Raw genomic sequence first — 25,728 nt, 5'->3', positions numbered from 1 at the left:
ATTGATATGAACACAAAAGATAAAGTTTTAGATATATTAGAAGAGACAACAGGTAGCGCAGAAGTTAGAAATAATTTAGATTTAAATGTTTTTGATGAAGGCCTATTAGATTCAATGGGTTCAATTCAATTAATCTTAGAATTACAAAATGAATTAGGTGTTGATATTCCAATTTCAGAGTTTGAACGTTCTGAGTGGGCAACACCAAATTTAATTATTGCAAAAGTAGAAAGCTTGATCTAAATGGGATTGAAAAAGAAGTTATTCATGATCATTGGGCCTGTTGTTTTGGCTGTTGCATTACTATTAGCCATACTACTTGCACCAGTCAATTATAATTTCAGTTCTGCAAAAACTGAAGAAAAAGCAGCAGTATCGCAATCTACTTTAATTTTAAAGGGCTCTGCTATTCGTCAAAAGGCATTAGATGATGGTTATGTGGCATTTATCGGTTCATCCGAATTTTCACGGATGGATTCGATGCATCCTTCAGTTTTAGCGAAAAAATATAATCGTTCATATCGTCCATTTTTAATGGGAACTGGTGGGACACAATCGCTTAATCATTATTTTTATTTACAAGGTATCAAAAATCAATTAAGAAATAAAAAAGCAGTTATGGTGGTATCACCACAATGGTTTGTTCCTAATGGTGTAAGAAAGCAGGTATTTAATAATTTTTATTCACCATTACAAACAACAGAGTGGTTACTATCTGCAAATGCTAACAGCCTGTCAGATCGTTATGCTGCCAACAGATTTATTACTTTAATGTCTGGTGAAGGAAATGAATCTGTACTGAATGCAATGCATAAAATTGCTGAAGGACAGTCGTTATCTGAAGCGGATGCTACGATGCTTCGCTTGAAATTAACGATTTTGAATCATGAAGATCAATTATTCTCAGGTTTTCCGATGGCCGATCGAACACAGACTATCGACAAACAAACTAAGAACCTTCCAGCAAAATATGATTTAAATAAATTAAATATTCTTGCCGGTAAATATGGTGCTAAATGGACAACCAATAATGATTTTGCAATCAAAAATAGTTATTGGGATAAAAATAAGCTTAACAAAAAAATTGGTAAGCTTGCAGGTACACAGACTAAATTAAATTATGATCATTCTGTTGAATTTTCAGATTTCCAATTAATTTTAAATCAGTTTGCTAAAGAACATACTGACGTCTTGTTTATTATTCCACCTGTAAACCAACGTTGGGCAAGTTATACTGGACTATCGTCGAAGATGCTAGCTAACTTTGATGGTAAGGTTACAAAGCAATTGAAATCCCAAGGATTTAATAAAATTGCTGATTTCAGTAAAGATGGTAATGAAGAATACTTCATGGAAGATACGATTCATTTAGGTTGGAAAGGTTGGGTTGCGGTTGATAGTTATGTGAACCCATTCCTGACTCAAAAACAAGTTAAACCTAAATATCATTTAAATAATTATTATTACTCAGAAGATTGGCAACAAGAATAAAAAATAATTGGAATAAACCCTTATTGCATATGCAATGAGGGTTTATTCTATTATAGGAGATTCTGCAAAGGGAATGATTTGCGGTTGAGTAAGTAACTCTGTCTGTTTAGTTGTGATAATAATGCTTAAATCTAATTGGCAGGTTAATTCTGTGACTAAATCAATGAAGAATCTTGTTTCTATTATTGAAAATTCATCAATTAAGCCTGATAAAATGATCACCGAATAATCGTTTAAGATAGCTCTAAAAATTAAAATAAGTGTTTCATCAAAGTGACTTAAATCAGTCGTTTTTTTGTTGATAAAATTCGGTGAATAGTGGTGAAAATATTGTCCATAAATTAATTTTGAAATAGTTTTATATGTTTTTTTGTGCTGTTTCTTAGATGTTAAACCCATATTTTGTGTGATAGTTAGATAAGGAACTATTAAGCTTAGTTCTTCAATTGTGATTAAAGTAACTAAATTTGAATTAATAAAGTCTTGATTTTCAAGTTGATTTACGAATTCAAATGATTTATCTAAAATGATTGAAACCGAATGGGTAGGGAATAATGAGGTTAATGATTGAGTTGTATTAGTGTATTTTTTTAGTTGCATTGTGATGCCTCCTATAATTTAATGAGATGAGTTACGGGTAGAGAATAAGACAGATAGGAATGAAATAAGGCTAATAGTTATACCGCCAGCAAATAGATATGCAGAATTAATGAATGATTCTTGCGAGATTAATGTACTAAATTGTACGTTTGTAGAGGAAATTAAAAAATTCCCATTAAAATTGGTTAATTTATGTGACAGTAATTCTAATAACTCAGAGGATATTTCTGAGGGAGAAAGTTGCATAGCTAATGAATGGGTTAGCCAATAAATATTTAGTTCTCTCAGCAATGAAGTATAGTTATTTTTAAAGAAGAAAATTAAAATTATCACTAAAATTAATGCTGCTATAAAGATAATAAGGACTTCAAGAGCGAATGCAAATGCGACTTTAGGCTGACTTTCGCCGATATTGTGTAAACTAAGATATTCGTTGATACGCTTGTTGATGATTTTTTTATAAACAACAATACTGATAGTAATACCCGCTATCAATAACCCAATAATAATAGGGTAGATTAGGCTGACTTGTTGTTTATGAATATCTGTTAAGACACTAAGTAAATTAGAACTAGATGTACTATTAACATTAATATGAGCAAGCATTTTTTTAAAACTTTTAAATGATTCAAATGAAATTTGATTAAATAATAAGTTTGAGAGACCGATTAGTATTGTGAAAAAAAATATGATAAATAACCCAACTGTTTGTTTCTTATGATAAAAAATACTAGATAATGATTGTAGAATTAAAGACATAATGACACCTCTTCGATTAATCTATATGACTAATTTTAAATAATAGTTATGAACATTATGTGAAGTTGTTTAGAATAAAAAAATAAACGTTACCGAAATTTATTTTTCGGTAGCGTTTATTTTGAACTGGTACTTGAACTTGAACTTGTAACAGTTTTTGAAGAAGAACTTGCAGTTGGTGCCTTTAATTCAGGAGCATCTGTTTGATATAAGGTTGTTGTCGACTTATTGCCATGTTTTGAATAGAGGCTTGTCGAATTGTTTTTAAGCGTTTCTTGTAATTTTAGTAATTTACTATATTGATTCTTATAGTTATAGTCACTTGGTTGCGTTGGCTTAAAATTCTTTGGTGTATAGTAACGTAATAAGTTTTGATTATTGACTGTATCCGATAAATTTAGTTCGGTACTGACTTTTGTCTGATCTTTCTTTATTGTTTCCTTAACAATTTTAGAAGGGTGCGTAACTTCTTTACCTGTTACATTATCATAAATTGTAGAATCTAAAACAGTATAATTAGGTGTAATGAAGTTTTCATTTCTAAACGCAACTGTCTGATCGTGATTCTTAGAAAATAAATCTGTCCCAAATTGAACATATGATGACGAATCTAGGCCTAATAAGTGAAGAAGGGTAGGTAAGACATCAACTTCACCACCATATTGATTTTGGATGCCACCATTTTTACTTCCAGGAATATTAATCATAAATGGAACACGTTGTAATTGTGTATTATCAAATGAGCTCCATGTTTCGGATGATTTACCAAGAAGTTTAGCAAGCTTCACATTTCTTGAATTTGAAATACCGTAATGGTCACCATAGAGGACAACCATTGTATTATTAGATAATCCAGATTTTTTTAAGTATGTGAAAAATTCTTTAACTGATTCGTCTAAATAATGAGCCGTTTGGAAGTAATTATTAACAGACGTATCACCTGTATCTGGAACTTCAAAGTCTTTATTTTTTGAATCAATATCAAATGGGAAATGATTTGACACGGTAATGAATTTTGCATAAAAAGGTTGCTGTAATTTTTCTAAATATTTAACTGAATCATTGAATAATAACTTATCTTTTAGACCGTATTCTAGAGTGTTATTTGCAGACGTATCATAATAACTTGAATCAAAGAAGTATTGGTATCCCATACTTTTATAAACGGAATCTCTGTTCCAAAATGATCCAATATTACCGTGGAAAACAGCACTAGAATAACCAGCGGTTTGATTTAAGATAGCGGGAGCTGCTTCAAATGTATTTTCGGATCCAAGAGATGTGAAAACAGATCCTTGAGGTAATCCATAGATACTTGTTTCTAAGAGATTCTCAGCATCAGATGTTTTACCTTGTCCGACTTGATTGAAAAAATTAGGAAAACTATAAGTTTCTTTACCATTGTATAGAGAATTTAAGAAGGGTGTGACTTCTTTTCCATTCACCTTAAAGTTAATTAAAAATTGTTGAAAACTTTCTAAATGGAGCACAATAACATTTTTACCTTTTGCGATACCATACATATTTGGATTAGGTGCTGCATAATGTGACTTTGTAAAATCAAGGACATCATTTAAATCAGAACTTTCAGCAGTATCGCGAACCCGATTGTTTTTAACTGTTTTGAAACTGTCGTAGACGGTATATGAATCAATTCCTAAGTATTTAACAATATAATTACGATCAAACGTTCTCGTAATTAATTGTGGTCGGTCAATTTCGCCTAATGTTAAACTTGCCAATGTTAGCATTATTGAGAATGATGTAATTGCAAACGCGTTAAGTTTACTGAATGGTCGAGTGTTAAATTTTAAATAGCGAGTTAAGAATAAGCAAATAATAAGCACTAAGTCAATGACGTAAAAAATATCGTGTGGTTTCATTAAAGCAAAAGAGCTGCCACTAATACCTTCAGAAACTTTAGAATAACCTAACATTGTATTAATTGTCATAAAATCAGTAAATTCTCGATAATAAATAACATTAAAAAATAGTAATGCTGAGTTCGCAATGTAAATTAAAAACATAGTCAAATATGAAATAACTGGTTTTTTAATGTATAATGCAAGTCCGAGTAGTAGCATGGTTGTGCCAAGTGGATTTAACAAAAGGACAAAGTATTGATAAATTCCTGAAACACCAAGGTTAAAATCAATAAGATATGCAGTAATTGTTTTTAACCAGAAAAGAAACAGAAGTAGGGTGAAAAATCCAAGCTTTGTGTTTAGAAATGTTCTAAATCGTTTGAGTGTCTGCACGGTTTGAACCGTCCTTTCGAGTATAATCAAATTAAAATCGTAACTGTAGTTTACAGTCTATATTAAATTTGTGTCAATTGATGCTAAGCTTTGTTAATGCATTTTTAACTTATTAAATTTACATGAAAAATAATGGTACATACTAAAATATCATGTTTTTATTTGTTAATATAGGAGAAGATGGAAGGTGAGGTTGAAAGAATGTTATTTTTATCAAAATTATATGAATACGTTTTACATCATTACTCACAAGGTATTAACCACTTTCCATTAATCCATCTTATTTTTTTAAGTGTTGATAAAACAATTTTTTACTTAATCGTGTATCTTGTTATTCGAGTAAGTATAGGGTTGTATCAAAAGAAAAAAATAAACTTCAGAACAGAATTTGTAAGGCTATTATTAGTTGCGTACCTCGTTTTATTAGTTGAATTGACGGTATTTAGATATGTCTATTTCCCATGGGATATCCGATTGAATTCAACCTATAATTTTCATTCTATCAATTGGACACCGTTAATTGAAACAATTAAACTGACAAATGGACAATCTTTGTTCGATTTCGTGTATAATCTATATGGTAACATTCTTTGGTTTGTTCCGTTAGGAATTATTTTACCCAGTCTAAAGCAATTTAAAAAGTATTCTCTAGTAAAAACAATGTTGGTTGGTATTTGTTTATCAATCGCTATTGAATGTGGACAGTTTGTACTAGGATCCGGAGTTAGTGATATAGATGATATCATTTTTAATTCATTGGGTACATTGATAGGCTGTGGGCTATATCTTATCTTAAATCAAATATTAAATAAAAAAGACGTTAAAAAATAGAAGGAGTGCTAGTCATTGAGAAAAGTAGAAATTATTTCACATGCAGCAAAAAAGTTTAAAAATGGATACCCATTAATTGATAAGGAAGATTTACAAACAACTCGTGATTTTAAAGAAGGAGAATGGGTTGCATTAACGCTACATAATCAATTTGTCGCTTATGGTTATTTTGCAGAACAAAATCGTGGGGATGGCTGGATTTTTTCACGAAATGAAGAATCACGTATTGATGAAGATTTTTTCTCAAAATTATTTAATAACGCTCGAATGAACCGTAAATCATTATTTACTAATAAGGAGACGAATGCCTTTCGTTTCTTTAACGGTGAAGGTGAAGGTATCGGTGGATTAACAATTGATTATTACGACGATTATTATGTATTTACTTGGTATAGCTTAGGTCTTTACCAACACAAAGATATGATTTATAGTGCATTTTCTGATGCAGTTACAAGTTATAAAGGTATTTATGCTAATCTTCGTTACGATACAAAGGGTGAACCATCAACATTCAAAGTTCGTGGAAAAGATGCACCTACGCCACTTATTGTTCAAGAAAATGGCCTTCAATTTGCTGCATATCTTAATGAAACAACGACAGGACTTTTCTTAGAACAACGTGAAATGCGTAAAGCAATTATGAATAAATATGCTGAAGGAAAACTTGTGTTTAACGGATTTAGTAATACAGGTGCAACATCAGTTGCTGCATCAGTAGGTGGCGCACTTAAAACAGTTAGTGTAGATGTGAATAATAAAAATATTGATCGTACAAAAGAACAATTTGTACTTAATAATATTGATCCTGAAAAACAAGAAATTCGTGGAATGGATGTTTTCGGCTATTTAGATTATGCAAAGAAACACCATATTAACTATGATTTAGTTATTTTGGATCCACCAAGTTTTGTACGTTCAAAGAAAAGAACATTCTCAGTTCAAAAAGATTATGTTCAACTTGCTGAAGATGCTATTGATATTACACAAAAAGATGGTGTTATCATGTTCTCAACTAATTCGGCAGGATTGACGCTCAAAAAATTAAAAGAACAAATCACAGAAGCTTTTGCTAATAAGAATCGTTCATTTACATTACTTGAAACATTCCGTTTATCAAGTGACTTTGTAACAAACAAGGAATATCGTCAAGGTAATTATTTAAAAACGTTAGTTATTAAAGTTGATTAATTAAAAAACAATCCTATTTATTATTAAATAGGATTGTTTTTTTTCGTAAAATATAAAAAATTCATAAAAACAAAATGCTTGTAATTAAACGTTTATGAGTGTTTTTGATGGATTTCGAATGTAACCCGTTTCAAATGTTGCTAAAGCTATCATCAAATTTTTGTTTTAAGGGTTGTAAATACGGTTACTTTACTGCTAAAATAGTTAAATCGCGAAAAAAGAATAAAAGAGAGAGAGTAGAGGATTTAATTAATTATGATTATCTTAATGGCAGTAATCCCTGCAATTGCATGGGGTAGTATTGGACTTATAAGTGGAAAACTTGGCGGAACTGCCAACCAACAAACAGTTGGTATGACATGGGGTGCCTTGATTTTTGGAATTGCCATTTATGGTATTTATCAACCAGAAATGGACACAAAAGTCTGGATTATTGGTATCGTTTCTGGTTTATTTTGGAGTTTAGGTCAAAATCAACAATTCCATGCTATGAAAGCAATCGGAATCTCAAAAACAGTTCCTGTTTCAACAGGCTTACAGTTAGCTGGTAATGCGTTGGCAGGTGTCATACTGTTTAATGAATGGAAGACAACTCAAATGGTTGTGATTGGTACTATAGCGATGATCGTTATTATTGCTGGTGCTGCTTTGACATCATTGAGAGATAAAAAAAATTCAGTTCTATCTGATTCAGAAAAAAATGAGAATACTGCTGCTGGTGTACGTGCTATTATTTTGTCAACAATTGGTTACGTAGGTTATACAATTGTTGTTCATTATGCAACAGTGGGCATGACTGCTGATGAATCACGTGCATTTACAATGGCAACAATCTTGCCACAAGCTGTTGGTATGGTTATAGGTGCTGGATTTGTTGCGCTTATTGCAAATGAAGTTATTATGCACTCATCAACTTTTAAAAATGTATTAACGGGACTTATTTGGGGCGCTGGTAACATCTTTATGTTCTTATCAATTCCTAAATTAGGTCAAGCTGTTAGTTTTTCATTTTCTCAAATGGGAGTGGTTATTTCAACATTCGGTAGTATCTACTTATTAGGAGAAAAGAAGACTAAGCATGAGATGATTTATGTCACACTTGGATCAATATTTGTTATTTTAGGTGTTATTATGTTAGGAATTATGAAAACTTTATAAAATGGTGAAGGAGTGTTAATCGATGGATTTAAGGAAAAAAGAATTTGCGACAACTCATCATGTTAGTAAATTAAAAAGAACCCTTAAAACCGGTGATCTCATTCTTTTAGGGTTAGGCGCAACAGTTGGTACAGGTATTTTCGTTGTTACGGGGAATGCTGCCAGTCAAGAGGCTGGTCCTGCCCTTATTTTGTCGTTTATTATTGCCGCAATTGCAGTTATAATGAACGGCTTTTCTTATGCAGAATTTTCATCAAGAATACCAGTTTCTGGTGGTTCGTATAATTATGTTTATGTTATTTTTGGTGAGTTTATAGCCTGGTTCGTTAGTTGGTTTACCATTTGTGAATATATTCTAGCGGGGGCTTCTGTTGCCTCAGGTTGGTCTGCGTATATGCAGGGGTTCTTGATAGGGCTTAATATCCACCTGCCTGTTGCGCTGAGTGCATCGTATAATGCAGCAAGAGGGTCATATATCGATATTATTGCTGTTATAATTACGTTAGTCGTTACATGGTTAACAACATTTGAAGCAAAAAAGGCACTACGTTTAAGCAAAATAATGGTATTTGTAAAATTTGCGATTATTCTTTTATTTATAGTAGTGGGTGTTTTTTACATTAAACCTGGTAACTGGCAACCCTTTATGCCATTTGGTACAAGTGGGGTAATGAGTGGGGCCGCATTAGTATTTTTTGCCTTTTTAGGGTTTGAATCTATTGCGATGGCATCAGACGAAGTAATTGATCCGCAAAAGACAATTCCAAAAGGAATTATTGGTGCGATAAGTATTTCTGCTATTTTTTATATTATTGTTACGTTAGTATTAACCGGAATTGTCCCGTATACACAATTAAATGTTAGTGATCCAGTTGCATTTGCGATGCGATTTGTAAATCAGAGTATTATTGGAAATATAATCTCGGTAGGTGCAATAATAACGCTTCTAAGCGTCTTAATTGCATTAGCCTATGGTTTATCGAGAATGATTTATTCGGAGGCGAGAGACGGATTATTGCCCCAATACTTAGCAAAAATTAGCGATAAGACGAATGCGCCCAAAGCAGCATCATGGACAGTCGGTATTTTTATTGCGATTGCAAGTGGGTTAGTGTCTATTGAAAGTTTAGCCAAATTGACTAATATTGTAACGTTAACCGTACTTGTTATTTTGGCTTTGGCATTAATAAGTTTAAGGAAACAATTTGGTGAACCTAGTAAAGGCCAATTTAGAGTTCCATTTGTACCATTGTTACCAATCTTGTCTATAATTATTTCAGTCTATTTGATGATTCAGTTACCGATTAATATCTGGGTTGCCTTTCTAATTTGGATTATTATAGGATTAGTTGCTTATTACGGTTACGGATATTCTCATAGTAAACAAAAAAAATAACGGAATTTGTAATTAAAGTTCTGTTTGACTGTTATATTTTCTACTAAGTATTGTATAATGTAAGTTGTTAAATAAAGAATATGAGGGAGATAATTAAAATGGCACATATTTCATTCGATAGTTCTAACTTATCAAAATTCGTCCAAGACAATGAACTTGGCGAAATGCAAGCACTTGTTACTGCAGCAGATAGTGAATTACGCAACGGTACAGGGGCAGGTAGTGATTTCCGTGGATTTTTAGATTTACCTAAAGACTACGATAAAGAAGAATTCGCTCGTATTAAAACAGCAGCTAAAAAAATTCAATCTAATTCAGAAGTTTTAGTCGTTATCGGTATTGGTGGTTCATATTTAGGTGCTCGCGCAGCTATTGAATTCTTAAACCATACATTCTATAACTTATTACCAGCTGAAAAAAGAAATGCACCTCAAATCTTATTTGCTGGAAATTCAATTAGTCCTTCATACGTACATGATTTAGTAGATTTAATTGGTGATCGTGATTTCTCAGTTAATATTATTTCTAAATCAGGTACAACAACAGAACCTTCAATTGCTTTCCGTGTTTTCAAAGAAAAATTAATCGCAAAATATGGTAAAGAAGAAGCTAACTCACGTATCTACGCTACAACTGATCGTAAAGTTGGTGCCTTAAAAGTTGAAGCTGATTCTGAAGGCTATGAAGCATTTGTTATTCCTGATGACGTTGGTGGCCGTTTCTCAGTTCTTACTGCTGTTGGTTTATTACCAATTGCTGCTTCAGGTGCTGATATTGATGCCTTGATGCAAGGTGCTGAAGACGCACGTGTTGAATATTCAGATGCTGATTTAACAAAAAATGAAGCATATCAATACGCAGCTTTACGTAATATTTTATACCGTAAAGGTTACACAACTGAAATTCTAGAAAACTACGAACCAAGTTTACAATATTTCTCAGAATGGTGGAAACAATTGATGGGCGAATCTGAAGGTAAAGATCAAAAGGGTATTTACCCATCTTCAGCTAATTTCTCAACTGATTTACATTCATTAGGCCAATATATTCAAGAAGGCCGTCGTAACTTGATGGAAACTGTAATTAATGTGGGAACTCCCGTTAATGATACTGCTATTCCTGAAGAAGAGGGCGATCTTGATGGCTTAGGCTACTTAGAAGGTAAGACAATGGACTTTGTTAATACAAAGGCTTTCCAAGGTGTTGTTTTAGCTCATACTGATGGTAATGTTCCTAACATGATTTTGAACATTCCTACACAAGACGCTTACACATTAGGATATACAATTTACTTCTTTGAAGCAGCTGTAGCTGTATCTGGTTACTTGAATGGAATTAACCCATTTAACCAACCAGGTGTTGAAGCATACAAAAAGAACATGTTTGCCTTACTTGGTAAACCTGGCTTCGAAGACCTTTCAAAAGAATTAAATGCACGTCTTTAAGATAAAAAAGTTATAAAATAAAAATCGTCTGAACTTTTAAAAGTTCAGACGATTTTTATTTGGAATAAATTAGTTCTTTTTGATCATTTTGTAATTTTCGTCATAATATTTACCATTACGAATATCATCTGGCATACCAACATAAGGTTCTTCATTGATAACATCTTCGTTATTTTGACCGGCATCACCGATGTAAGTGATTGTAGCAAATTCTGGGACAACCATTTTAGGATATGTTTCGTATTTTTCACGAGATTCTTCCATCAAATCGATATGGTCATTTTGGTAAGTAACTGTAATTTCAGGATGTTCTTGAACCCATTTAGGGAAGAAGATTGTTCCGTTAATTTTCATTTCGTTAGGTAAGAAATCTAGAGCGACATCAGTACCTGTAGGTTCTGTCCAAGCAATTTTATAAATACCTTCAGTAAGCATAACGATGTGAGCTTCTTGATCAGTTACCCAACGTCCAGCAACCATACCACCATGGATACGGTAGTCAACAGTATGATCATTTTTAGCGTACCATTCATATTCCCAACCGTTATCGTAAGTATATACAAAATGTGTACCTAAGAAATCATCTAATGTTTTAAACTTTTTTTCTGTATTTGTCATAATTTTTGTTCTCCTTTAAAGTGTTTATTTATACATGTAAAAGTTTACATGTTTTTGTTTACTTGATTATAGTATACTGATAAGTATTAAAAGTCAAGTTAAGGGGAAAAATGGCAAAAAAAAATAAATTACAATATATTATTTTAGGATTATTGAATCAAGAACCATTATCGGGGTACGATATAACTAAAGCATTTACGACTGATATTGGAGAATTTTGGCAAGCAGGACATAGTCAAATTTATCCTGCTCTTAAAATAATGGAAAAAGATGGATACATTACGCATGAAATTGAAATAGCAGGTACTAAGTTAGAAAAGAAAATATATTCTATTACATCACAAGGTAAAAAAGTTTTAATGGATTGGTTAGTATCAGATAGTGGGGAATTAAAACCGATTAAAGACGAATTTATTTTGAAACTTTATTTTATTAAAAATAAAGATGACGTTCAATTACAGCAAAGATTAATTGAGCAATTACAGTTACATCAAGTAAAATTAGATCATCTTGAAGGAAGAATGAAATTAATTTTTTTCTCAGAAGAAGAAATCAACAAACAATATGGTCATTATTTGATTTTAGATCATGCAATTGAACGAGAAAAATACTGTGTTAAGTGGTTTAAAAAGTATCTTAATTAAATAATAGACGCTTATAAAACGTCTATTATTTTTTTATTGAAGGTCTTTTTTTCTAATCTTAATCTTTTTGACTTATAAATTATGCTAGAATATGGTTATTAAACAAAAAATAAAAGGGCGGTTTCTATTTTGAAAAGAATGACGAAATATGTATTATTTTTATCTAGTGTGATAGTAGGTATTGGTATCGGAGCATATCAGGCCTCGGCTAATACTTCGAAGCCTGAAGGTGTGATGGGGTCAAATGTACCTGAATCATTAGTTAAATCAGCATCTTTATTGAGTAAATCGGCTACAAATCGCGATAATTCAATTCCTGATTTATCAGAATTTCAAGGATCATTTACAGATGCACAAGCTAAAGTATTAAAGAAAAATTTTAAATTTATTATTTTACGTGTTCAATATGGGTCAAATCGTAAAGATTTAGTGATTGATCATAATATTGCGATGATGAAGAAATATAATATTCCATATGGTGTTTATTCATTTAGCCAATATGAAAATGTTGCTGATGCTAGAGTAGAAGCGAAAGACTTATATAACCGTGCCAAGGATGCTAAGTTCTTTGTCAATGATTATGAAGATCAAACGGTTACGAATGCTAGCAAAGCAAATACTAACGCCACAACAAAAGCCTGGGCTGATGAGATGGCTAAATATGTAGGTAATCGTAAAATTATACTTTACTCTTATGCTAGTTTTATGAAAACATATGCCAGTACGGCTGTTAACGCATATGATGGTTTTTGGTTAGCTGCATACCAAAGTAATGAGCCAATGGAAACAAGTCATTCGTTATGGCAATATACAAGTAACTTTACAAATCATGGTTTATCAGGGGTTGGAAACATTGATGCAAGTATCATGTCTGGTAAAAATGCTGATTGGTTTTTAAGTGCATCAACAGATAACAAACCAACAGAAAGTACACCACCCACGAACGCAGCTGGGAAAGCACAAAGTTATAATGAATTAGTTTCAATTAAAAAATCTGGATATAATGTTTGGGGTAATTTTAGTTGGAATAAAGTTAAAAATACGACAACTGGAAAAATTGGAAAAGTTTATAGCGCAAAATATTACTATAATCACAGTAATGGTAACAAATATTACTCATTGTACGATAGTAAAGGCAAATGGGCTGGATATGTAAATAGTAACGCAATGGAGGTTGCTTCAGCTAAAGAATTTAAAGCAACCGCTAAAATTACTAAACGTGATTATACTATCTGGAGTAATTTTTTCTATACGTCAGCAAAAGGAACAACAGCTAATTATTATGGTCAAAACTTAAATGTCAGATACAGATATACATTGGGTAATGGTAACGTCTATTATTCACTTTATAATAATGCAGGTACATGGTTAGGTTATATGAATAGTAATGCTTCAAATTTAGTTTATTCATCATATGATAAGATTGTTTCTGTTAAAAATAGCTATACTATCTGGGGTAATTTTAATTGGACAAGTAAAAAAGGATCTACAGTTACTAACTCCGGACAGACATACAATGCTAAATATGCGTATAAGATTAATGGTAATACGTATTACTCACTATATAATGGTAATAATGTTTGGAAAGGCTATGTTAACAGTAATGCTACGAATACCTTAGTAGCTAAATCATTAAAGGCAAAGGTCAAAATTAGCGATAAAGGTTATAATGTCTGGGGTAATTTCTTGTGGTCATCTAAAAAAAGTACTTCTAGTAATTACTATGGTCAAACATATAACGTTAGATACAGATATACTACAGGAAACGGAAATATTTACTACTCACTTTATAACGATGCCGGTAAATGGATGGGTTATGTGAATAATAAAGCAACTAGCCATATTTATACTAAATACAATAAAATTGTCTCTGTTAAAAGAAGCTATGATATCTGGGGTAATTTTAATTGGACGGTAAAAAAAGGGTCAACTATAGCTAACTCAGGTACGAAATATACAGTAAAATATGCTTATTCAATTAATGGCAATAAATATTACTCGATATACAATGCAAATGGTAAGTGGCAAGGATATGTAAACAGCAACGCATTTTAAATGAAAATAGTTCTAAGTTAATTGTTGTTGATGAATTATGATATTGAAAGACAGTGTGACTTAAAAATGCCTCATAATCGTTAGACCTACGTCTAATAATTATGAGGCATTTTTTATATTGATAAATTTAAAGTTGATTTTGAACGTAACCTAAAGTGCATAGTAGGAACCGGATGATAAATAATTATTTAATTTAAAAATACAGTCATACAACAGCAGCTGATGAGAGGGTATACGGTTATTATTGCAAAAAAAAAACCTACCCGAAGGTAAGTTTCAAAGGCTTATAATTAAGCTTTAACAACGTTAGTTGCTTGTGGTCCACGATCAGAATCTTCAACATCGAAAGTAACTGCTTGGCCTTCGTCAAGTGATTTAAAACCGTCACCTTGGATAGCTGAGAAATGAACGAAAACGTCGTCGCCAGATTCGCGAGTAATAAAACCAAAACCTTTATCTGCATTAAACCATTTTACTGTACCTTGTTCCATAATATGAAACCTCCATGTGCTGTAAGCACTAATATATTTTGCATTTGTTGATTGAACTATTAAAAAGAAGTGTGTTCATAAATGAAACAAATCACCTTTAAATAACCGAACCATAAATACATAAGTTTAATATAACATCTAATGACGATTAATGCAAATGTTATTTGCTCGATTTAGTGTGTTTTTTAAGATAATGCAGTAATTCTGTTTCATTACGAAATTCATGTGGGCTAACTTGATTATGAAGTCGAATCGTAATTTTATTAATTTTGATTCGACCAGTCCAAGTATACGTGTATTCAACGATAAATCTATTATTGAGATCATCCTCATCTAAGCCAAAATTAAGTACGTAAATACGATCTGGAACCATTAATGGATTGAGATGTTCTTTATCGTAATAAATTTTGTTTGCTCTTAAGAATTTTTTTGTCTTACTTAACATAGTGTATAAACCTCCAAACTATTATTATAGTGTATTCAAAATGAAGGAGACAGAATTGAATCGGGGATTTAAGTTGCTGTCACTTTATTAATTTAAGTACCATCATTAAAATATCTCATTTAGTATATCATAAATAGAACATAAAATGAGAAAATACTATATAAATCATTCGGAAAAATTGACAATAAACAAAAACATGTTAAGGTTATAGTAGCTCAATATTAATATTCTTAGTATAAATTATTCAGTTTGATGATTTCTATTCATTTATTCACGCTGGCGCAACCAAGGAGTTGCAAGGATGTAAAGTAGGTAGGGTTACATCGTTTAGAAGTAGAATTAGTAACTTATTTTAAAATTAATTAACTCAAAATTAAATATAAATATTCAGTGAGAAGGCTACCAGCAGAATTTGTTGGTAGCCTTCGTCAATTAAAAATATATATAGCATTAAAAATTAATAGCGGGTATGAATGTTAGAAACTTTAAAATATAACCCTTTATTACTTTATTGAAGTATTTAGAGTGTACATACAAAGGAGGTAGGTATTGTTTACCTGCTTTTTTTAGTGTTTAATATGTGAGTGTATAAAAATAAAGGGGTGTTGGATAATGAAAAGGGTAGTCGTATTATGTGCTTCAACAATGGTTGCATTATTATTAGTTGCATGTGGGAACAGCAATAGTGCAAGTAAGGAATCGTCATCATCTGAGGTAAAATCATCTAGTTTGCAGAAATCAAAAAGTGAATCAAATAAGAAAGAGTCTATAAAAAAAGCAAAAGTATCTTCTGAAAGTAAAGCATCATCAGAATCAGCTGCCAAAGAATCAAGTATGGTAGCTGAAAGGTCATCTAAGGCAGCTAATCTTGTGAGAAATGAATTAAAAAAAGGATTTAGTTTTGCTCCAATCAAATATAATGGTGAGGACATCAGTAAAGCTATGGAAGATGGTACTGCTCCACGGCACTCCCTTTTTGATTTAATTACTCTAGGTTACGCAAAAAGTGATACAGTGGTTCGTACACAGCTGGGAAAAGATAGAGCCTATAATTATACGTATAAGATAACCGATAAGTTTATTATAATGAGGGGTGAATCTGGTTCACATCGCATACCTTACACAATAAAGGGATCACATATAACATATGGAGAATGGATAGAAAAACAATCTAATGGAACAAAGCTTACTTATGAGTTTGCATTAGAAACGACTGCCAAAGATGCAATAGACGCACAGCAAACTCAAAATAAAATATAATGGTTAATTGAAACATCCATACTGTGGATGTTTTTTTGTACGCCAAAATAGAAAATGTCGTACGGGTTATTGCGGCATTTGGGGCTGAACAAACTTAGTATAAAATATCTTTGAATGGTTAAAAATCTAACAAAACCTGCGACTATTAGTATGAAAATATAGATTATGTTGTACAGAGTTTTATAAAAGTGCATAAGGTGAATACGAATATTGATTACCTATCATTTTTAGTGTTTAATTTAAAGGTAAATAAATTTTAGGGGAGTTTCAAAATGAAAAAGGTATTGGTAACGTGTGGGATAGCAATGATGTTATTATCATTAACTGCGTGTGGGAGCAGCAATTCAAAAAAGGATGAATCATCTTCTATTGATTCTAGTAAATCACAAGCAAGTTCAAAGAAAATAGCTAGTTCAATGAGTAGAGAAGTTTCATCGTTAAAAAAAGAAAAAAGTAAATTACAGGAAACGAAAAAACAGGCAAGTAGGAATGTAGGAACTCTGACAGTTCAGCAGATGAAAGACCATCCTAAACAGTCAGCTGTAGCAATCGCTTATTATGGTGCAAATCGTTTTTGGAATGGTTTAACGGATAAAATAGCAGATGGGTTCAATGTTTCAATTAAAACACCTAATTCAAGTACAGTTAAGTATTATATTCAAAAAGGTGATAATCCATATTATAGATTACTGGGGGATGTACATAATACTGTAGCTTATTATGACAATGCAGATAATGAACTACAAAAAGTTGGTATGTCGACAATAGCTACTTATGTAAATCAAAAGTTAACTGATGGTAGTCGAAATACTCTAGTGAATAACGTTATCATCAATGCTAGTGATGATACACAACAATCCAGTGATGGGCTATCAATATCAATTGATGAAGCGATTAAACTGATTATCAAACATGAAAATTCAAATGATAATTACGGCAATTTTAACTTGATAATAACAGATAGAAGTAAAAGTACTATAACTAAAATTAATAATAATGATGATATTCCTGCAGCGTTGGGAGGATACGTACCCTATGGAAATGGTGGTTGGGAAATAGAGTTGGTGTACACGGGTGCAAGTCTTCGAGAAAAATATTACCTAGTGCCTGATCATAACAAAACAACCGTTTCACTTAAAACTATCTCACGCTATTCGACTAGACCAGACATAGATACAGAAAACTTTACGCTAAACCGTTAAATAAATATAATACTTTATAGTGATATTCCATAATGGTTCATTAATGCATTCACAAACGTGAGTGCTTTTTTTGTAAAAAATGAAATATGGAACTGGGAATCTTCAGATAAATACCGGGCCTTAGAATATTAGCTAAAATTTAGAAAAGCAAAATTAATGAATTTCTTAGCATAGTAGCTAAAAAGTATATACACTAATAGTGTTGACGAAAGTGCAAACATTTAAAAAGCTAAAGAAATAAACTATACTATCTAAAATGATCCATCATGAATGATACGGTTGGAAGTACAAACGGTAGCCAGATTCAAAGTGTGAAAAAGTTTAGTGTGAGTTAAATCATCATTTAGTGATTTTTGAGTAACTAGTGATCATTAAAATAAACCTTTTAAGTTACGTAGAGTTTCATAGTATTTCATAGAGTTGGGACAGGTATTGTTTACCTGTTTTTTATTGTTTAATATAGAGGTAAATAAGATATTTGGAGGTAATGCAGTGAGTAAAATATGGGGGTTTATAAAAAAATATAAATGGTTCATTTTACTAGTAATATTGATAGTGACTGTTATCATCCCTTGGGTCATCAATATTTTTATTGGCATTGTTCCAGGAGTAGGTTCGAGTGATGGGTGGCTTGGATTTTGGGGAGGTTATATAGGTTCTTTCATAGGTATTGGTGGTGCAGCTATGTTTGCATATATAAATACAAAGTTTCAGTTAAAAGAGCAAAGAAAAAATGAGTTAAGTAATGCCCTTGCTGTAGAAGATATTAAGAACATATCTAGATTAATTTCTATTAATAATAGATTTACCGCCAATATTATTTTAATGAAAAAAGATATTTTCTCTAAGGGTACATTAGAAACAATAGATGATATTCGTAATTTGGGTACAAAAATTAATAAAGAAAAATTGAATGAAATTACTAATTTGAAGAATGAATATGTAATTTATTTTGAAACATACGTTAGCTATGTACCCGAATTATCAAAAAAATGTGATACCTATCAAGATAATATTGCTACACTTTGGAGTGATTTAATGAAAACATACGATGAACTTACTATGGCAGTAAAATGGTTATTGAAAAATAAAGAAGAAAATATAGAATTGATAGATCAAGAAACTAATAAAATTAATAAAATTTTTACAGCAGTTGCAACAAATATAGACTCTATATCTTTTCCGTTAAATGCAGTGAATAAAATTTTAAAAGGCGAAGCGGCGAGGATAAGGTGTAATAAATAATACCTTATCTATAATTGATGTTTAGGTATTCTTAAAGTAAGTAATAGGGTTAGTGTTAGAACCTGCCAAAACTTGCCATAAAATACTTTATAAAGCTCATCAAAACTCTAGTAAGCTCGTCAAAATGATACTTCATTTATACCTAATATGTTAGCAAATATTAGTATATGGGTGCAGCTATTCATCCCTGGGACTTATTAGATATGTAGGCAAAAATAAGTATTCGGACATTTCGGACCCCCTAAAGGGATGCAATTAAAAAGGTTATCAAGACATTCAAGACACCCTAAAGGAAGTAGATTTAATTAGATGTGATGAAATGACTACGGTTTGTTGAGGGAAAATAAAAAGCACCTACTTAAGAAAGTAGATGCATCAGTACATACATGCCCGTACAGTTTATTTTTTTGACTACGGTTTTGACTACGGTTTGTTGAATCTAGATGAAACCTTATGAAACTCTATGAAAACACTTGATTGGGTAAGTAGGGATCGAACCTACAGATTGCGGATTCAGAGTCCGGCGCCTTACCAGTTTGGCTATTACCCAAGAATAATTAACTTCCTAATTTTAGCGATATAACGGTCTTTTGTCAAATAGAAAATAGTAATATTTTGTTGAAACAATAAGAAATAGTAAAGATGATTAATTATTGATAAAGAAAAGTGATGATTACTTTTCTAATTGATACATAACGTTATAATGAAGGACATAAAGATTGTGTTATGTAGAGAAAGTACAAATGAATAAATTAAGCTAAAGTTTTGCACATTTTATTAAGTTATTATTCTATAGATGGGTTTGAGGCGAACGTATTGGAAATAAAACTAAGACGTGAATTAAAAAAGTTATACATTAGATTATTGATTGCGTGTGTCACAACGTTATTGATAGGTACCACGAAAGTTCTCCTACAATATAAATGGTTATCTTTTGTTATGTGGGCTGCTGCATTGTACTGTCTCGGTTTGTATCTGTATTGTTGTTTTATTCAATTTTTAATTTGGCATAAAAATCATTGACATCAAATCTATATGGGTTATACTTAAAAGAGTATTTTTGCCCAATGGTCAAATTGGTTAAGACGTCGCCCTCTCAAGGCGGAATTACGGGTTCGAGCCCCGTTTGGGCGATAAAAGATGTAATTAATTAGAATATTTAAAAAAGTGATTAAGTAGGGGAATGAAGTGAACCCCCTGAGTTGGAGAAATCTAACTCAGGGGGTTTTACTATGTTCACAGTTGAAATAAAGAAAAAAGTTCTAAAAGAATATTTGAAAGGTAAACCAGCCGGTTTACTAATGAAGAAGTATGGAATCAAGGGATCTGCAACTATTTATCAATGGTTGGATCATTTTAAAATGTTTGGGATTCAAGGCTTAGAAAATAATTTAGGGAAGACATTTTATGATTATTCCTATAAAATGAAGGTCATTCACTGGCGATTAAAACATAGGGCTTCTTTTCCGGTTACAGCACGTCATTTTAAAATTAAGAATCCTGTCGTGATTTGGGACTGGGAAAAGAAACTGGTACAAGGTCGCTTAAAAACTTCAAAAGGAAAACTGCCTAAAATGACTAAATCAAAAAATCCAAAAACTTCAAAACAATTACAAGAAGAAAATGACTTTCTAAGGGCACGGGTAGCGTACTTGGAAAAATTGGACGCCTTAATACAGAAAAAACAAAGATTAAAAACCAAGAAAAAGCCCAGATAATCACTGAGTTAAGGTGTGAATTACAGATTAAGTTGGCAACCGTATTAAAAGCTGGACTGATGTCCAGCAGTAGCTACCATGATGCTTGTAAACGAGAGTACCAACAAGATTCAAAAGAACTGATTGAAACGATTAAAACAATTTGTGAAGGGCATTCTGATTATGGGTATCGTCCCGTAACAAGTGAGTTACGTAACATAGGCATTAAAATCAATCACAAAACCGTGTTGAGAATAATGCGAGAAAACAAACTCCTATGTCACGCTTACGAACGAAAAACGAAAAGATATAATTCATATAAAGGAACTGTTGGTAAAATAGCTTCCAATCTTTTAAACCGACGTTTTAAGACTGATAGATCCTATCAAAAAATAGTAACTGATGTCACTGAACTACGATGGGGAAATAAAAGTACAAATGAAAGAGCTTATTTTACGGCATATATTGATTTATTTAATAGTGAAGTCCTTCAATGGTCAATTAGCCTCCACCCAACGGTGGAGTTTGTGACAGAACCACTAAAACGGTTAATCAATAAACGTTCAAATCTCAGTTATCGAATGACAGTTCACTCTGATCAAGGATTTCAATATCAGAACAGCCGTTATACAGAGATTATCAAATCAGCAAAAATTTTTCAAAGTATGAGTCGCAAAGCGACTTGTTTAGATAATGCATGTGCTGAAAGCTTCTTTCATATTTTAAAAGTTGGGACAGTTCATAATCACGATTATGCGACATACGAAGCTTTAAAAGTAGCCATAAAAAATTATATTGATTATTACAATCATAAAAGAATTAAAATAAAACTGGCCGGTATGTCTCCGATTGAATATCGAAAACATACCGACCAGATGATCGCTTAATATTTACTCCAACTTTTGGGGTTCACTTCAGAACCTGCTTAATCACTTTTTTGTTTAGACATTTTGTTCAAATGAAAGTTCAATTAAATATTTATCATGATGTGTCAGATACACGGTTGTTACCCAGACGTCCATATAGTCAGGGATGGAATGATCTAATTTATCGTTAAAGTAATCTAATAAATCACCGTGTTTTGAAACGAAATCATCAGTGAGACGATTAACAGTTAGTTTATCTGGTAAAAAATAAATATCAGCATCAGCTACTTTGACGCTTCCTGGTATGACGAGGGTTATTGAATTAGTATAGGTCAAGCGTGAAAAGAAAACGTCTTCTGGATGTCGTCTGACATAAGATAAGACGAAGAATATAGAATCTGAATTACTAGCCATAAGTGACACTCCCCATCTAAATGATTTACTTCATTATACCAATTTAAACGAAAATGTTTTGATTTATTTTATTATAGTCGTAGACAGACTAAATTTAAAAATATATTTTAGGTTTTTACTTAGGTAAAATCTTAATGGTAGCGTATACTTGAAGGTACAAATATAAACCATTTTATGGAGGTGCAGGCGATGAAGACAGTTCATTTTTATTTAGTAAGACATGGTCAAACACGATTGAACAGATTAAAGAGGCTACAAGGCGTGACTAATTCTCGTCTGACACACAAGGGGCGAGAGGCAGCTAGAAATTTGGGAACACAATTAAAAGATGTCTATTTTGAAGCCGTGTACACAAGTGACTTAAAACGAACGCAAGATACTGCGGACTTTATTCTTGAAAAGCATGACTCTTCGTTTGAATTTCAACCATTAAGAGGACTTCGAGAAGTCGATTTTGGTCGACTAGAAGAGATGAAAAATAAAGATTTAATTCCAATGCTTGTTAAAAAATTTGGTTTTTTTAAAGTGAGTCAGGCCGTTTTAGGGCATAATCGCTTTAGAAACTTAGTAAATATGTTCGCAGAGCTTGAAGGAACTAGCCAAGCTGAAACATATGATAAGATGACTAGTCGAATAATTGATACATTAACGGATATTGGGAATCAGTACCAGACGCAGGGAGGAAATATTTTAATTGTGTCTCATGGTCTTGTGTTATCAAGTTTTATCGACAGCTTAGAAAAAAATCAACTTCCAACGATGCTCTTGAAGAATGCTAGTGTTAGTAACGTTGATTTTAAAAAAGGTAAATTTACAATTGTGAAGATTAATCAAAAGGGGTGATTACGATTGCTATATCCTAAAACGATAAATAAAATTCGACAGTTAGTTAATGATGGTATTGTTCCTGGTGCTTCATATGGGGTTATCCATCATAATACAATTAGCAATCAAAACTATTTGGGATATTCGCAATTAGTCCCTGAAACTGAACAATTAGCTGACAATGCACTTTACGACGTTGCATCACTAACTAAAGTGATAGGAACAACAACTCTTATTTTAAAATTACAAGAAGAGGGTCGTTTGAATGTTGATGATTCCGTAAAAAAATACCTACCAAATTATCAGGACGAACGGGTGACTTTACGGCATATGTTGACGCATACGGCAGATTTTCAAGGGTATATTAAAAATCGAAATCAATTATCGGAACCAGATTTAAAACAAGCACTATTCGGACTAAGTAATGGTGAAAATCTTGGAAAAAAAGTTATTTATAGTGATATCGGACTAATTTTTTTAGGATATATTATTGAAAGTATTTTAAAAATTCCTGTTCAGCAAGCATTGCAGCAAGAAGTCTTAAATCCCTTAGGATTAACTGATAGTACTTTTAGTCCAAATATCTCAAGAAGTGTTCCAACTGAGATTATTCCTGACTTAGGTCTTTTAAAGGGTATTGTTCATGACCCCAAAGCACGGATTTTAAAAGAACATTGTGGATCGGCAGGGTTATTTTCCACTGTATCCGACTTATTACGATTTATGCAGTGGTTTATGTCAGATGGTCCTGAACGTCCAGTATTACGGCCGGAGACGACGCAAATGTTATTCTCAGATCAAACACCTACAAGAAGCTTGGGTCGTTCACTTGGCTGGGATCTTCGTGGAGATGGCGATTGCTTATCTGTCTATCATACTGGTTATACAGGAACATTTATAATAATGGATCAATCCATGCAAGACGGGTTGGTTGTCTTAACGAATAGGGTACATCCGACGAGTGATAATAGTCTCTATTTGGTAAAACGAGATGAAATTATAGAAAGCTTTTTAACGGAAAAAGCTGGATTGTAACCGATTAACATTCAAAAATGTAACCGCTTATGATAAAATAAACCAATAATATGTTTAACGAAGGAGAGAGCAACTAATGACAGAACCTTTATTCTTAAAACCTGTATTACAAGAAAAAATTTGGGGTGGTGATCATCTTAAAACGGTCTTTGGATATGATATTCCAAGTAATCATACTGGTGAACTTTGGGCTATTTCCGCACACTCACATGGCCCAAGTACTGTTTTGAATGGTCCATTTGCTGGCAAAACATTGAATGAAGTCTGGGATTCAAATCGTGAAGTTTTTGGTAATGCTAAAGGGGATGTTTTTCCACTTCTAACTAAAATTTTAGATGCTAATCAAGATTTATCAGTTCAAGTACATCCGGATGATACTTATGCAATGCAACATGAGCATGAACTTGGTAAAACAGAATGTTGGTATGTTATTTCAGCCGAACCTGGGGCAGAACTTATTTATGGGCACCATGCTAAAACACGTGAAGAATTAGCGGAAATGATTCATGACGAAAGATGGGATGATTTATTTACGCATGTACCTGTTAAAGCGGGAGATTTCTTTTATGTTCCTAGTGGTACAATTCATGCCATTGGTTCTGGTGTGATGGTCCTTGAAACGCAACAAAGTAGTGATACAACATATCGTGTTTACGATTTTGACCGTGTGGATGCAACAACGGGTAAGAAGCGTGACTTGCATATTCAACAATCGATTGATGTTACTAATGTGCCTAATAAAGTTCCTGAACTCGATATTCAAACAAAAATGGTCGGGGATGCCAAAGTAACAACCTTTGTTAAAACACCATTCTTTAGTGTTTATGAATGGTTGATTTCAAACGGATCAGCAAATTTTAAAAGAACAGTCGCACCTTATACTCTTGTTTCAGTTTTAAAAGGTGAAGGTCAGATTAAAGTCGATGATAAAATATATGATTTAAAAATGGGTATGCATTTTATTTTACCAAACGAAGTTAAAGAATGGACAATTACAGGTGATATGCAAATTATTGCATCAGAACCTGGAGAAAAAGCATAAAAAAATAAAGATTCAAACAATAATATACTATTGTTTGAATCTTTATTTTTTTACTAAAATGTTGGTTCGATAACGAGTGCTTCTTGTTGACTAAAATCAACATCTGGATATTTACGATGCAACGCAAGCAGTAGTAGACGTTTAGCTAATTCACCATTTCTTGTTAAGATTGGGCCATGGAAATATGAACCAAAAACGTTTTTGTAAATGACACCTTCTGAAGCATCACTACCATTATTACCTTTACCTTTTAACACTTTACCAAGTGGTCGTTCATCTTTACCGAGGAAGGTCATCCCGTTATGATTTTCAAAACCATGGTAAGTTTCACCGGTATCTTCATTTTGAATCGTAATATCTCCGATAAAACGATTGTCATCTTGTGTCTCTGTATAATGACTCATTGCACCAATGCCAGGAATTTTTTCACCATCAGCACCGACATAATATTGACCAAGTAATTGGTAACCGCCACAAATTGCGAGGAGGGGACCGTTATCTTCAATATAGTCGGTTAAGGCCTCTTTTTTGTCTTGAATATCTTTTGAGACAATTTTTTGTTCGAAATCTTGTCCACCACCAAAGAAAGTTAAGTCAAAATGATCTTTGTCAAAAGGTTGATCTAAACTGATGACTTCAGTTTGTAAGTCAGTATCCATTTGCTTGGCATAATATTCTAACACCAATAGGTTACCAACATCACCATAAGTATTTAATAAGTCACCATATAAATGGGCGACGTTTAAATGATATTTTGCCATTA

The 25,728-nt window shown here is 32.3% G+C and carries 25 protein-coding genes and 2 tRNA genes; 18 read left to right on the top strand and 9 right to left on the bottom strand.

All coding sequences use genetic code 11. The features are described 5' to 3' along the window. Positions 1-6: 6 nt before the first annotated feature. Both dltC and dltD read left to right on the top strand, forming a co-directional pair. Entirely contained in the window at positions 7-243 is a 237-nt protein-coding gene (gene dltC, locus AC1RPQ_RS06000; protein WP_481761929.1) for a D-alanine--poly(phosphoribitol) ligase subunit DltC, read from the top strand. Beyond that, positions 244-1,491 (top strand): D-alanyl-lipoteichoic acid biosynthesis protein DltD, encoded by a 1,248-nt coding sequence (gene dltD, locus AC1RPQ_RS05995; protein WP_481762190.1) that lies wholly within the window; start codon positions 244-246, stop codon positions 1,489-1,491. Between the two features lie 42 nt (positions 1,492-1,533). On the opposite strand, the gene AC1RPQ_RS05990 is transcribed toward dltD, so the two are convergent. The 3 genes from AC1RPQ_RS05990 to AC1RPQ_RS05980 all read right to left on the bottom strand — a co-directional run bounded on the left by AC1RPQ_RS05990 (position 1,534) and on the right by AC1RPQ_RS05980 (position 4,877). After that, the gene (locus AC1RPQ_RS05990; protein WP_481761927.1) at positions 1,534-2,091 is read right to left on the bottom strand and encodes a hypothetical protein; all 558 of its coding nucleotides are present in this window, start codon (positions 2,089-2,091) and stop codon (positions 1,534-1,536) included. Between the two features lie 18 nt (positions 2,092-2,109). Further along, entirely contained in the window at positions 2,110-2,850 is a 741-nt protein-coding gene (locus AC1RPQ_RS05985; RefSeq protein ID WP_481761926.1) for a hypothetical protein, read from the bottom strand. 116 nt (positions 2,851-2,966) lie between these two features. After that, a complete protein-coding gene (locus tag AC1RPQ_RS05980) occupies positions 2,967-4,877 on the bottom strand; it encodes an LTA synthase family protein (protein WP_481761938.1) in 1,911 nt (636 codons plus the stop codon). 432 nt (positions 4,878-5,309) lie between these two features. Here AC1RPQ_RS05980 and AC1RPQ_RS05975 point away from each other — a divergent pair, with 432 nt between their 5' ends. The 5 genes from AC1RPQ_RS05975 (at position 5,310) to AC1RPQ_RS05955 (ending at position 11,126) form a co-directional block, all read left to right on the top strand. Beyond that, a complete protein-coding gene (locus tag AC1RPQ_RS05975) occupies positions 5,310-5,939 on the top strand; it encodes a VanZ family protein (protein WP_481761925.1) in 630 nt (209 codons plus the stop codon). Positions 5,940-5,954: 15 nt separating this feature from the next. Continuing rightward, a complete protein-coding gene (locus AC1RPQ_RS05970) occupies positions 5,955-7,127 on the top strand; it encodes a class I SAM-dependent rRNA methyltransferase (RefSeq protein WP_481761924.1) in 1,173 nt (390 codons plus the stop codon). A gap of 255 nt (positions 7,128-7,382) precedes the next feature. Next, entirely contained in the window at positions 7,383-8,285 is a 903-nt protein-coding gene (locus AC1RPQ_RS05965; RefSeq protein WP_409022282.1) for a GRP family sugar transporter, read from the top strand. 22 nt (positions 8,286-8,307) lie between these two features. Then, positions 8,308-9,681 carry an amino acid permease gene (locus AC1RPQ_RS05960; RefSeq protein WP_481761923.1) on the top strand — a complete coding sequence of 458 codons (1,374 nt, stop codon included), beginning with the start codon at positions 8,308-8,310 and terminating at the stop codon, positions 9,679-9,681. Positions 9,682-9,779: 98 nt separating this feature from the next. Then, positions 9,780-11,126: a glucose-6-phosphate isomerase gene (locus AC1RPQ_RS05955; protein ID WP_481761922.1), complete on the top strand. Its 1,347-nt coding sequence runs from the start codon at positions 9,780-9,782 to the stop codon at positions 11,124-11,126. Positions 11,127-11,195: 69 nt separating this feature from the next. Here AC1RPQ_RS05955 and AC1RPQ_RS05950 read toward each other — a convergent pair whose 3' ends face one another. Beyond that, positions 11,196-11,744, bottom strand: a complete 549-nt coding sequence (locus AC1RPQ_RS05950) for a phenolic acid decarboxylase (protein ID WP_481761921.1) — start codon at positions 11,742-11,744, stop codon at positions 11,196-11,198. Between the two features lie 110 nt (positions 11,745-11,854). On the opposite strand from AC1RPQ_RS05950, the gene AC1RPQ_RS05945 reads away from it, so the two are divergent. Both AC1RPQ_RS05945 and AC1RPQ_RS05940 read left to right on the top strand, forming a co-directional pair. Continuing rightward, a complete protein-coding gene (locus tag AC1RPQ_RS05945) occupies positions 11,855-12,388 on the top strand; it encodes a PadR family transcriptional regulator (protein WP_409022286.1) in 534 nt (177 codons plus the stop codon). Between the two features lie 138 nt (positions 12,389-12,526). Then, entirely contained in the window at positions 12,527-14,443 is a 1,917-nt protein-coding gene (locus tag AC1RPQ_RS05940) for a GH25 family lysozyme (protein ID WP_481761920.1), read from the top strand. Positions 14,444-14,733: 290 nt separating this feature from the next. Here AC1RPQ_RS05940 and AC1RPQ_RS05935 read toward each other — a convergent pair whose 3' ends face one another. After that, the gene (locus tag AC1RPQ_RS05935; RefSeq protein ID WP_057973786.1) at positions 14,734-14,934 is read right to left on the bottom strand and encodes a cold-shock protein; all 201 of its coding nucleotides are present in this window, start codon (positions 14,932-14,934) and stop codon (positions 14,734-14,736) included. Positions 14,935-15,094: 160 nt separating this feature from the next. Then, the gene (locus AC1RPQ_RS05930; protein WP_481761919.1) at positions 15,095-15,379 is read right to left on the bottom strand and encodes a hypothetical protein; all 285 of its coding nucleotides are present in this window, start codon (positions 15,377-15,379) and stop codon (positions 15,095-15,097) included. A gap of 612 nt (positions 15,380-15,991) precedes the next feature. Here AC1RPQ_RS05930 and AC1RPQ_RS05925 point away from each other — a divergent pair. The 3 genes from AC1RPQ_RS05925 (at position 15,992) to AC1RPQ_RS05915 (ending at position 19,086) form a co-directional block, all read left to right on the top strand. Beyond that, positions 15,992-16,639, top strand: a complete 648-nt coding sequence (locus AC1RPQ_RS05925) for a hypothetical protein (protein ID WP_481761918.1) — start codon at positions 15,992-15,994, stop codon at positions 16,637-16,639. A 272-nt stretch (positions 16,640-16,911) separates the two neighbouring features. Next, complete coding sequence (locus AC1RPQ_RS05920; protein ID WP_481761917.1) at positions 16,912-17,841, top strand: hypothetical protein; 930 nt, start codon at positions 16,912-16,914, stop codon at positions 17,839-17,841. Between the two features lie 492 nt (positions 17,842-18,333). Continuing rightward, entirely contained in the window at positions 18,334-19,086 is a 753-nt protein-coding gene (locus AC1RPQ_RS05915) for a hypothetical protein (protein ID WP_481761916.1), read from the top strand. A 477-nt stretch (positions 19,087-19,563) separates the two neighbouring features. On the opposite strand, the gene AC1RPQ_RS05910 is transcribed toward AC1RPQ_RS05915, so the two are convergent. Continuing rightward, positions 19,564-19,636: transfer RNA gene (locus tag AC1RPQ_RS05910), tRNA-Gln, on the bottom strand. Between the two features lie 511 nt (positions 19,637-20,147). Between AC1RPQ_RS05910 and AC1RPQ_RS05905 the strand changes: the two genes are divergently transcribed. From AC1RPQ_RS05905 to AC1RPQ_RS05895, 3 genes are all read left to right on the top strand, one after another. Continuing rightward, positions 20,148-20,220, top strand: a tRNA-Glu gene (locus AC1RPQ_RS05905). Positions 20,221-20,318: 98 nt separating this feature from the next. Next, positions 20,319-20,804 carry a helix-turn-helix domain-containing protein gene (locus AC1RPQ_RS05900; RefSeq protein WP_481761995.1) on the top strand — a complete coding sequence of 162 codons (486 nt, stop codon included), beginning with the start codon at positions 20,319-20,321 and terminating at the stop codon, positions 20,802-20,804. Further along, on the top strand, positions 20,747-21,670 hold the full coding sequence (locus AC1RPQ_RS05895; RefSeq protein ID WP_481762191.1) for an IS3 family transposase: 924 nt from the start codon (positions 20,747-20,749) through the stop codon (positions 21,668-21,670). The genes AC1RPQ_RS05900 and AC1RPQ_RS05895 overlap by 58 nt, the downstream gene beginning before the upstream one ends. A 54-nt stretch (positions 21,671-21,724) precedes the next feature. On the opposite strand, the gene AC1RPQ_RS05890 is transcribed toward AC1RPQ_RS05895, so the two are convergent. Next, complete coding sequence (locus AC1RPQ_RS05890; RefSeq protein ID WP_481761632.1) at positions 21,725-22,063, bottom strand: hypothetical protein; 339 nt, start codon at positions 22,061-22,063, stop codon at positions 21,725-21,727. A 189-nt stretch (positions 22,064-22,252) separates the two neighbouring features. Between AC1RPQ_RS05890 and AC1RPQ_RS05885 the strand changes: the two genes are divergently transcribed. The 3 genes from AC1RPQ_RS05885 (at position 22,253) to manA (ending at position 24,965) form a co-directional block, all read left to right on the top strand. Beyond that, on the top strand, positions 22,253-22,906 hold the full coding sequence (locus AC1RPQ_RS05885; RefSeq protein WP_409022293.1) for a histidine phosphatase family protein: 654 nt from the start codon (positions 22,253-22,255) through the stop codon (positions 22,904-22,906). Between the two features lie 6 nt (positions 22,907-22,912). Then, positions 22,913-23,923 carry a serine hydrolase domain-containing protein gene (locus tag AC1RPQ_RS05880; RefSeq protein WP_481761633.1) on the top strand — a complete coding sequence of 337 codons (1,011 nt, stop codon included), beginning with the start codon at positions 22,913-22,915 and terminating at the stop codon, positions 23,921-23,923. Positions 23,924-23,999: 76 nt separating this feature from the next. Continuing rightward, a complete protein-coding gene (gene manA / locus AC1RPQ_RS05875; RefSeq protein ID WP_481761634.1) occupies positions 24,000-24,965 on the top strand; it encodes a mannose-6-phosphate isomerase, class I in 966 nt (321 codons plus the stop codon). A 53-nt stretch (positions 24,966-25,018) separates the two neighbouring features. On the opposite strand, the gene AC1RPQ_RS05870 is transcribed toward manA, so the two are convergent. Continuing rightward, a complete protein-coding gene (locus AC1RPQ_RS05870) occupies positions 25,019-25,726 on the bottom strand; it encodes a type 1 glutamine amidotransferase (protein WP_409022296.1) in 708 nt (235 codons plus the stop codon). Positions 25,727-25,728: the final 2 nt, after the last annotated feature.

The organism is Dellaglioa sp. CoH-57-MRSF-21, from assembly GCF_056781915.1.
Note: the sequence above shows the minus strand (reverse complement) of the source record. Positions and strands in the feature narration are given on the sequence as shown.

What these genes read in the sequence shown, in the direction of transcription:
- dltC (WP_481761929.1), top strand. Translation starts at nt 7, where the DNA reads ATGAACACAAAAGATAAAGTTTTAGATATATTAGAAGAGACAACAGGT.
- dltD (WP_481762190.1), top strand. Translation starts at nt 244, where the DNA reads ATGGGATTGAAAAAGAAGTTATTCATGATCATTGGGCCTGTTGTTTTG.
- AC1RPQ_RS05990 (WP_481761927.1), bottom strand. Translation starts at nt 2,091, where the DNA reads ATGCAACTAAAAAAATACACTAATACAACTCAATCATTAACCTCATTA.
- AC1RPQ_RS05985 (WP_481761926.1), bottom strand. Translation starts at nt 2,850, where the DNA reads ATGTCTTTAATTCTACAATCATTATCTAGTATTTTTTATCATAAGAAA.
- AC1RPQ_RS05980 (WP_481761938.1), bottom strand. Translation starts at nt 4,877, where the DNA reads ATGTTTTTAATTTACATTGCGAACTCAGCATTACTATTTTTTAATGTT.
- AC1RPQ_RS05975 (WP_481761925.1), top strand. Translation starts at nt 5,310, where the DNA reads ATGTTATTTTTATCAAAATTATATGAATACGTTTTACATCATTACTCA.
- AC1RPQ_RS05965 (WP_409022282.1), top strand. Translation starts at nt 7,383, where the DNA reads ATGATTATCTTAATGGCAGTAATCCCTGCAATTGCATGGGGTAGTATT.
- AC1RPQ_RS05960 (WP_481761923.1), top strand. Translation starts at nt 8,308, where the DNA reads ATGGATTTAAGGAAAAAAGAATTTGCGACAACTCATCATGTTAGTAAA.
- AC1RPQ_RS05955 (WP_481761922.1), top strand. Translation starts at nt 9,780, where the DNA reads ATGGCACATATTTCATTCGATAGTTCTAACTTATCAAAATTCGTCCAA.
- AC1RPQ_RS05950 (WP_481761921.1), bottom strand. Translation starts at nt 11,744, where the DNA reads ATGACAAATACAGAAAAAAAGTTTAAAACATTAGATGATTTCTTAGGT.
- AC1RPQ_RS05945 (WP_409022286.1), top strand. Translation starts at nt 11,855, where the DNA reads ATGGCAAAAAAAAATAAATTACAATATATTATTTTAGGATTATTGAAT.
- AC1RPQ_RS05940 (WP_481761920.1), top strand. Translation starts at nt 12,527, where the DNA reads ATGACGAAATATGTATTATTTTTATCTAGTGTGATAGTAGGTATTGGT.
- AC1RPQ_RS05935 (WP_057973786.1), bottom strand. Translation starts at nt 14,934, where the DNA reads ATGGAACAAGGTACAGTAAAATGGTTTAATGCAGATAAAGGTTTTGGT.
- AC1RPQ_RS05930 (WP_481761919.1), bottom strand. Translation starts at nt 15,379, where the DNA reads ATGTTAAGTAAGACAAAAAAATTCTTAAGAGCAAACAAAATTTATTAC.
- AC1RPQ_RS05925 (WP_481761918.1), top strand. Translation starts at nt 15,992, where the DNA reads ATGAAAAGGGTAGTCGTATTATGTGCTTCAACAATGGTTGCATTATTA.
- AC1RPQ_RS05920 (WP_481761917.1), top strand. Translation starts at nt 16,912, where the DNA reads ATGAAAAAGGTATTGGTAACGTGTGGGATAGCAATGATGTTATTATCA.
- AC1RPQ_RS05900 (WP_481761995.1), top strand. Translation starts at nt 20,319, where the DNA reads ATGTTCACAGTTGAAATAAAGAAAAAAGTTCTAAAAGAATATTTGAAA.
- AC1RPQ_RS05890 (WP_481761632.1), bottom strand. Translation starts at nt 22,063, where the DNA reads ATGGCTAGTAATTCAGATTCTATATTCTTCGTCTTATCTTATGTCAGA.
- AC1RPQ_RS05885 (WP_409022293.1), top strand. Translation starts at nt 22,253, where the DNA reads ATGAAGACAGTTCATTTTTATTTAGTAAGACATGGTCAAACACGATTG.
- manA (WP_481761634.1), top strand. Translation starts at nt 24,000, where the DNA reads ATGACAGAACCTTTATTCTTAAAACCTGTATTACAAGAAAAAATTTGG.
- AC1RPQ_RS05870 (WP_409022296.1), bottom strand. Translation starts at nt 25,726, where the DNA reads ATGGCAAAATATCATTTAAACGTCGCCCATTTATATGGTGACTTATTA.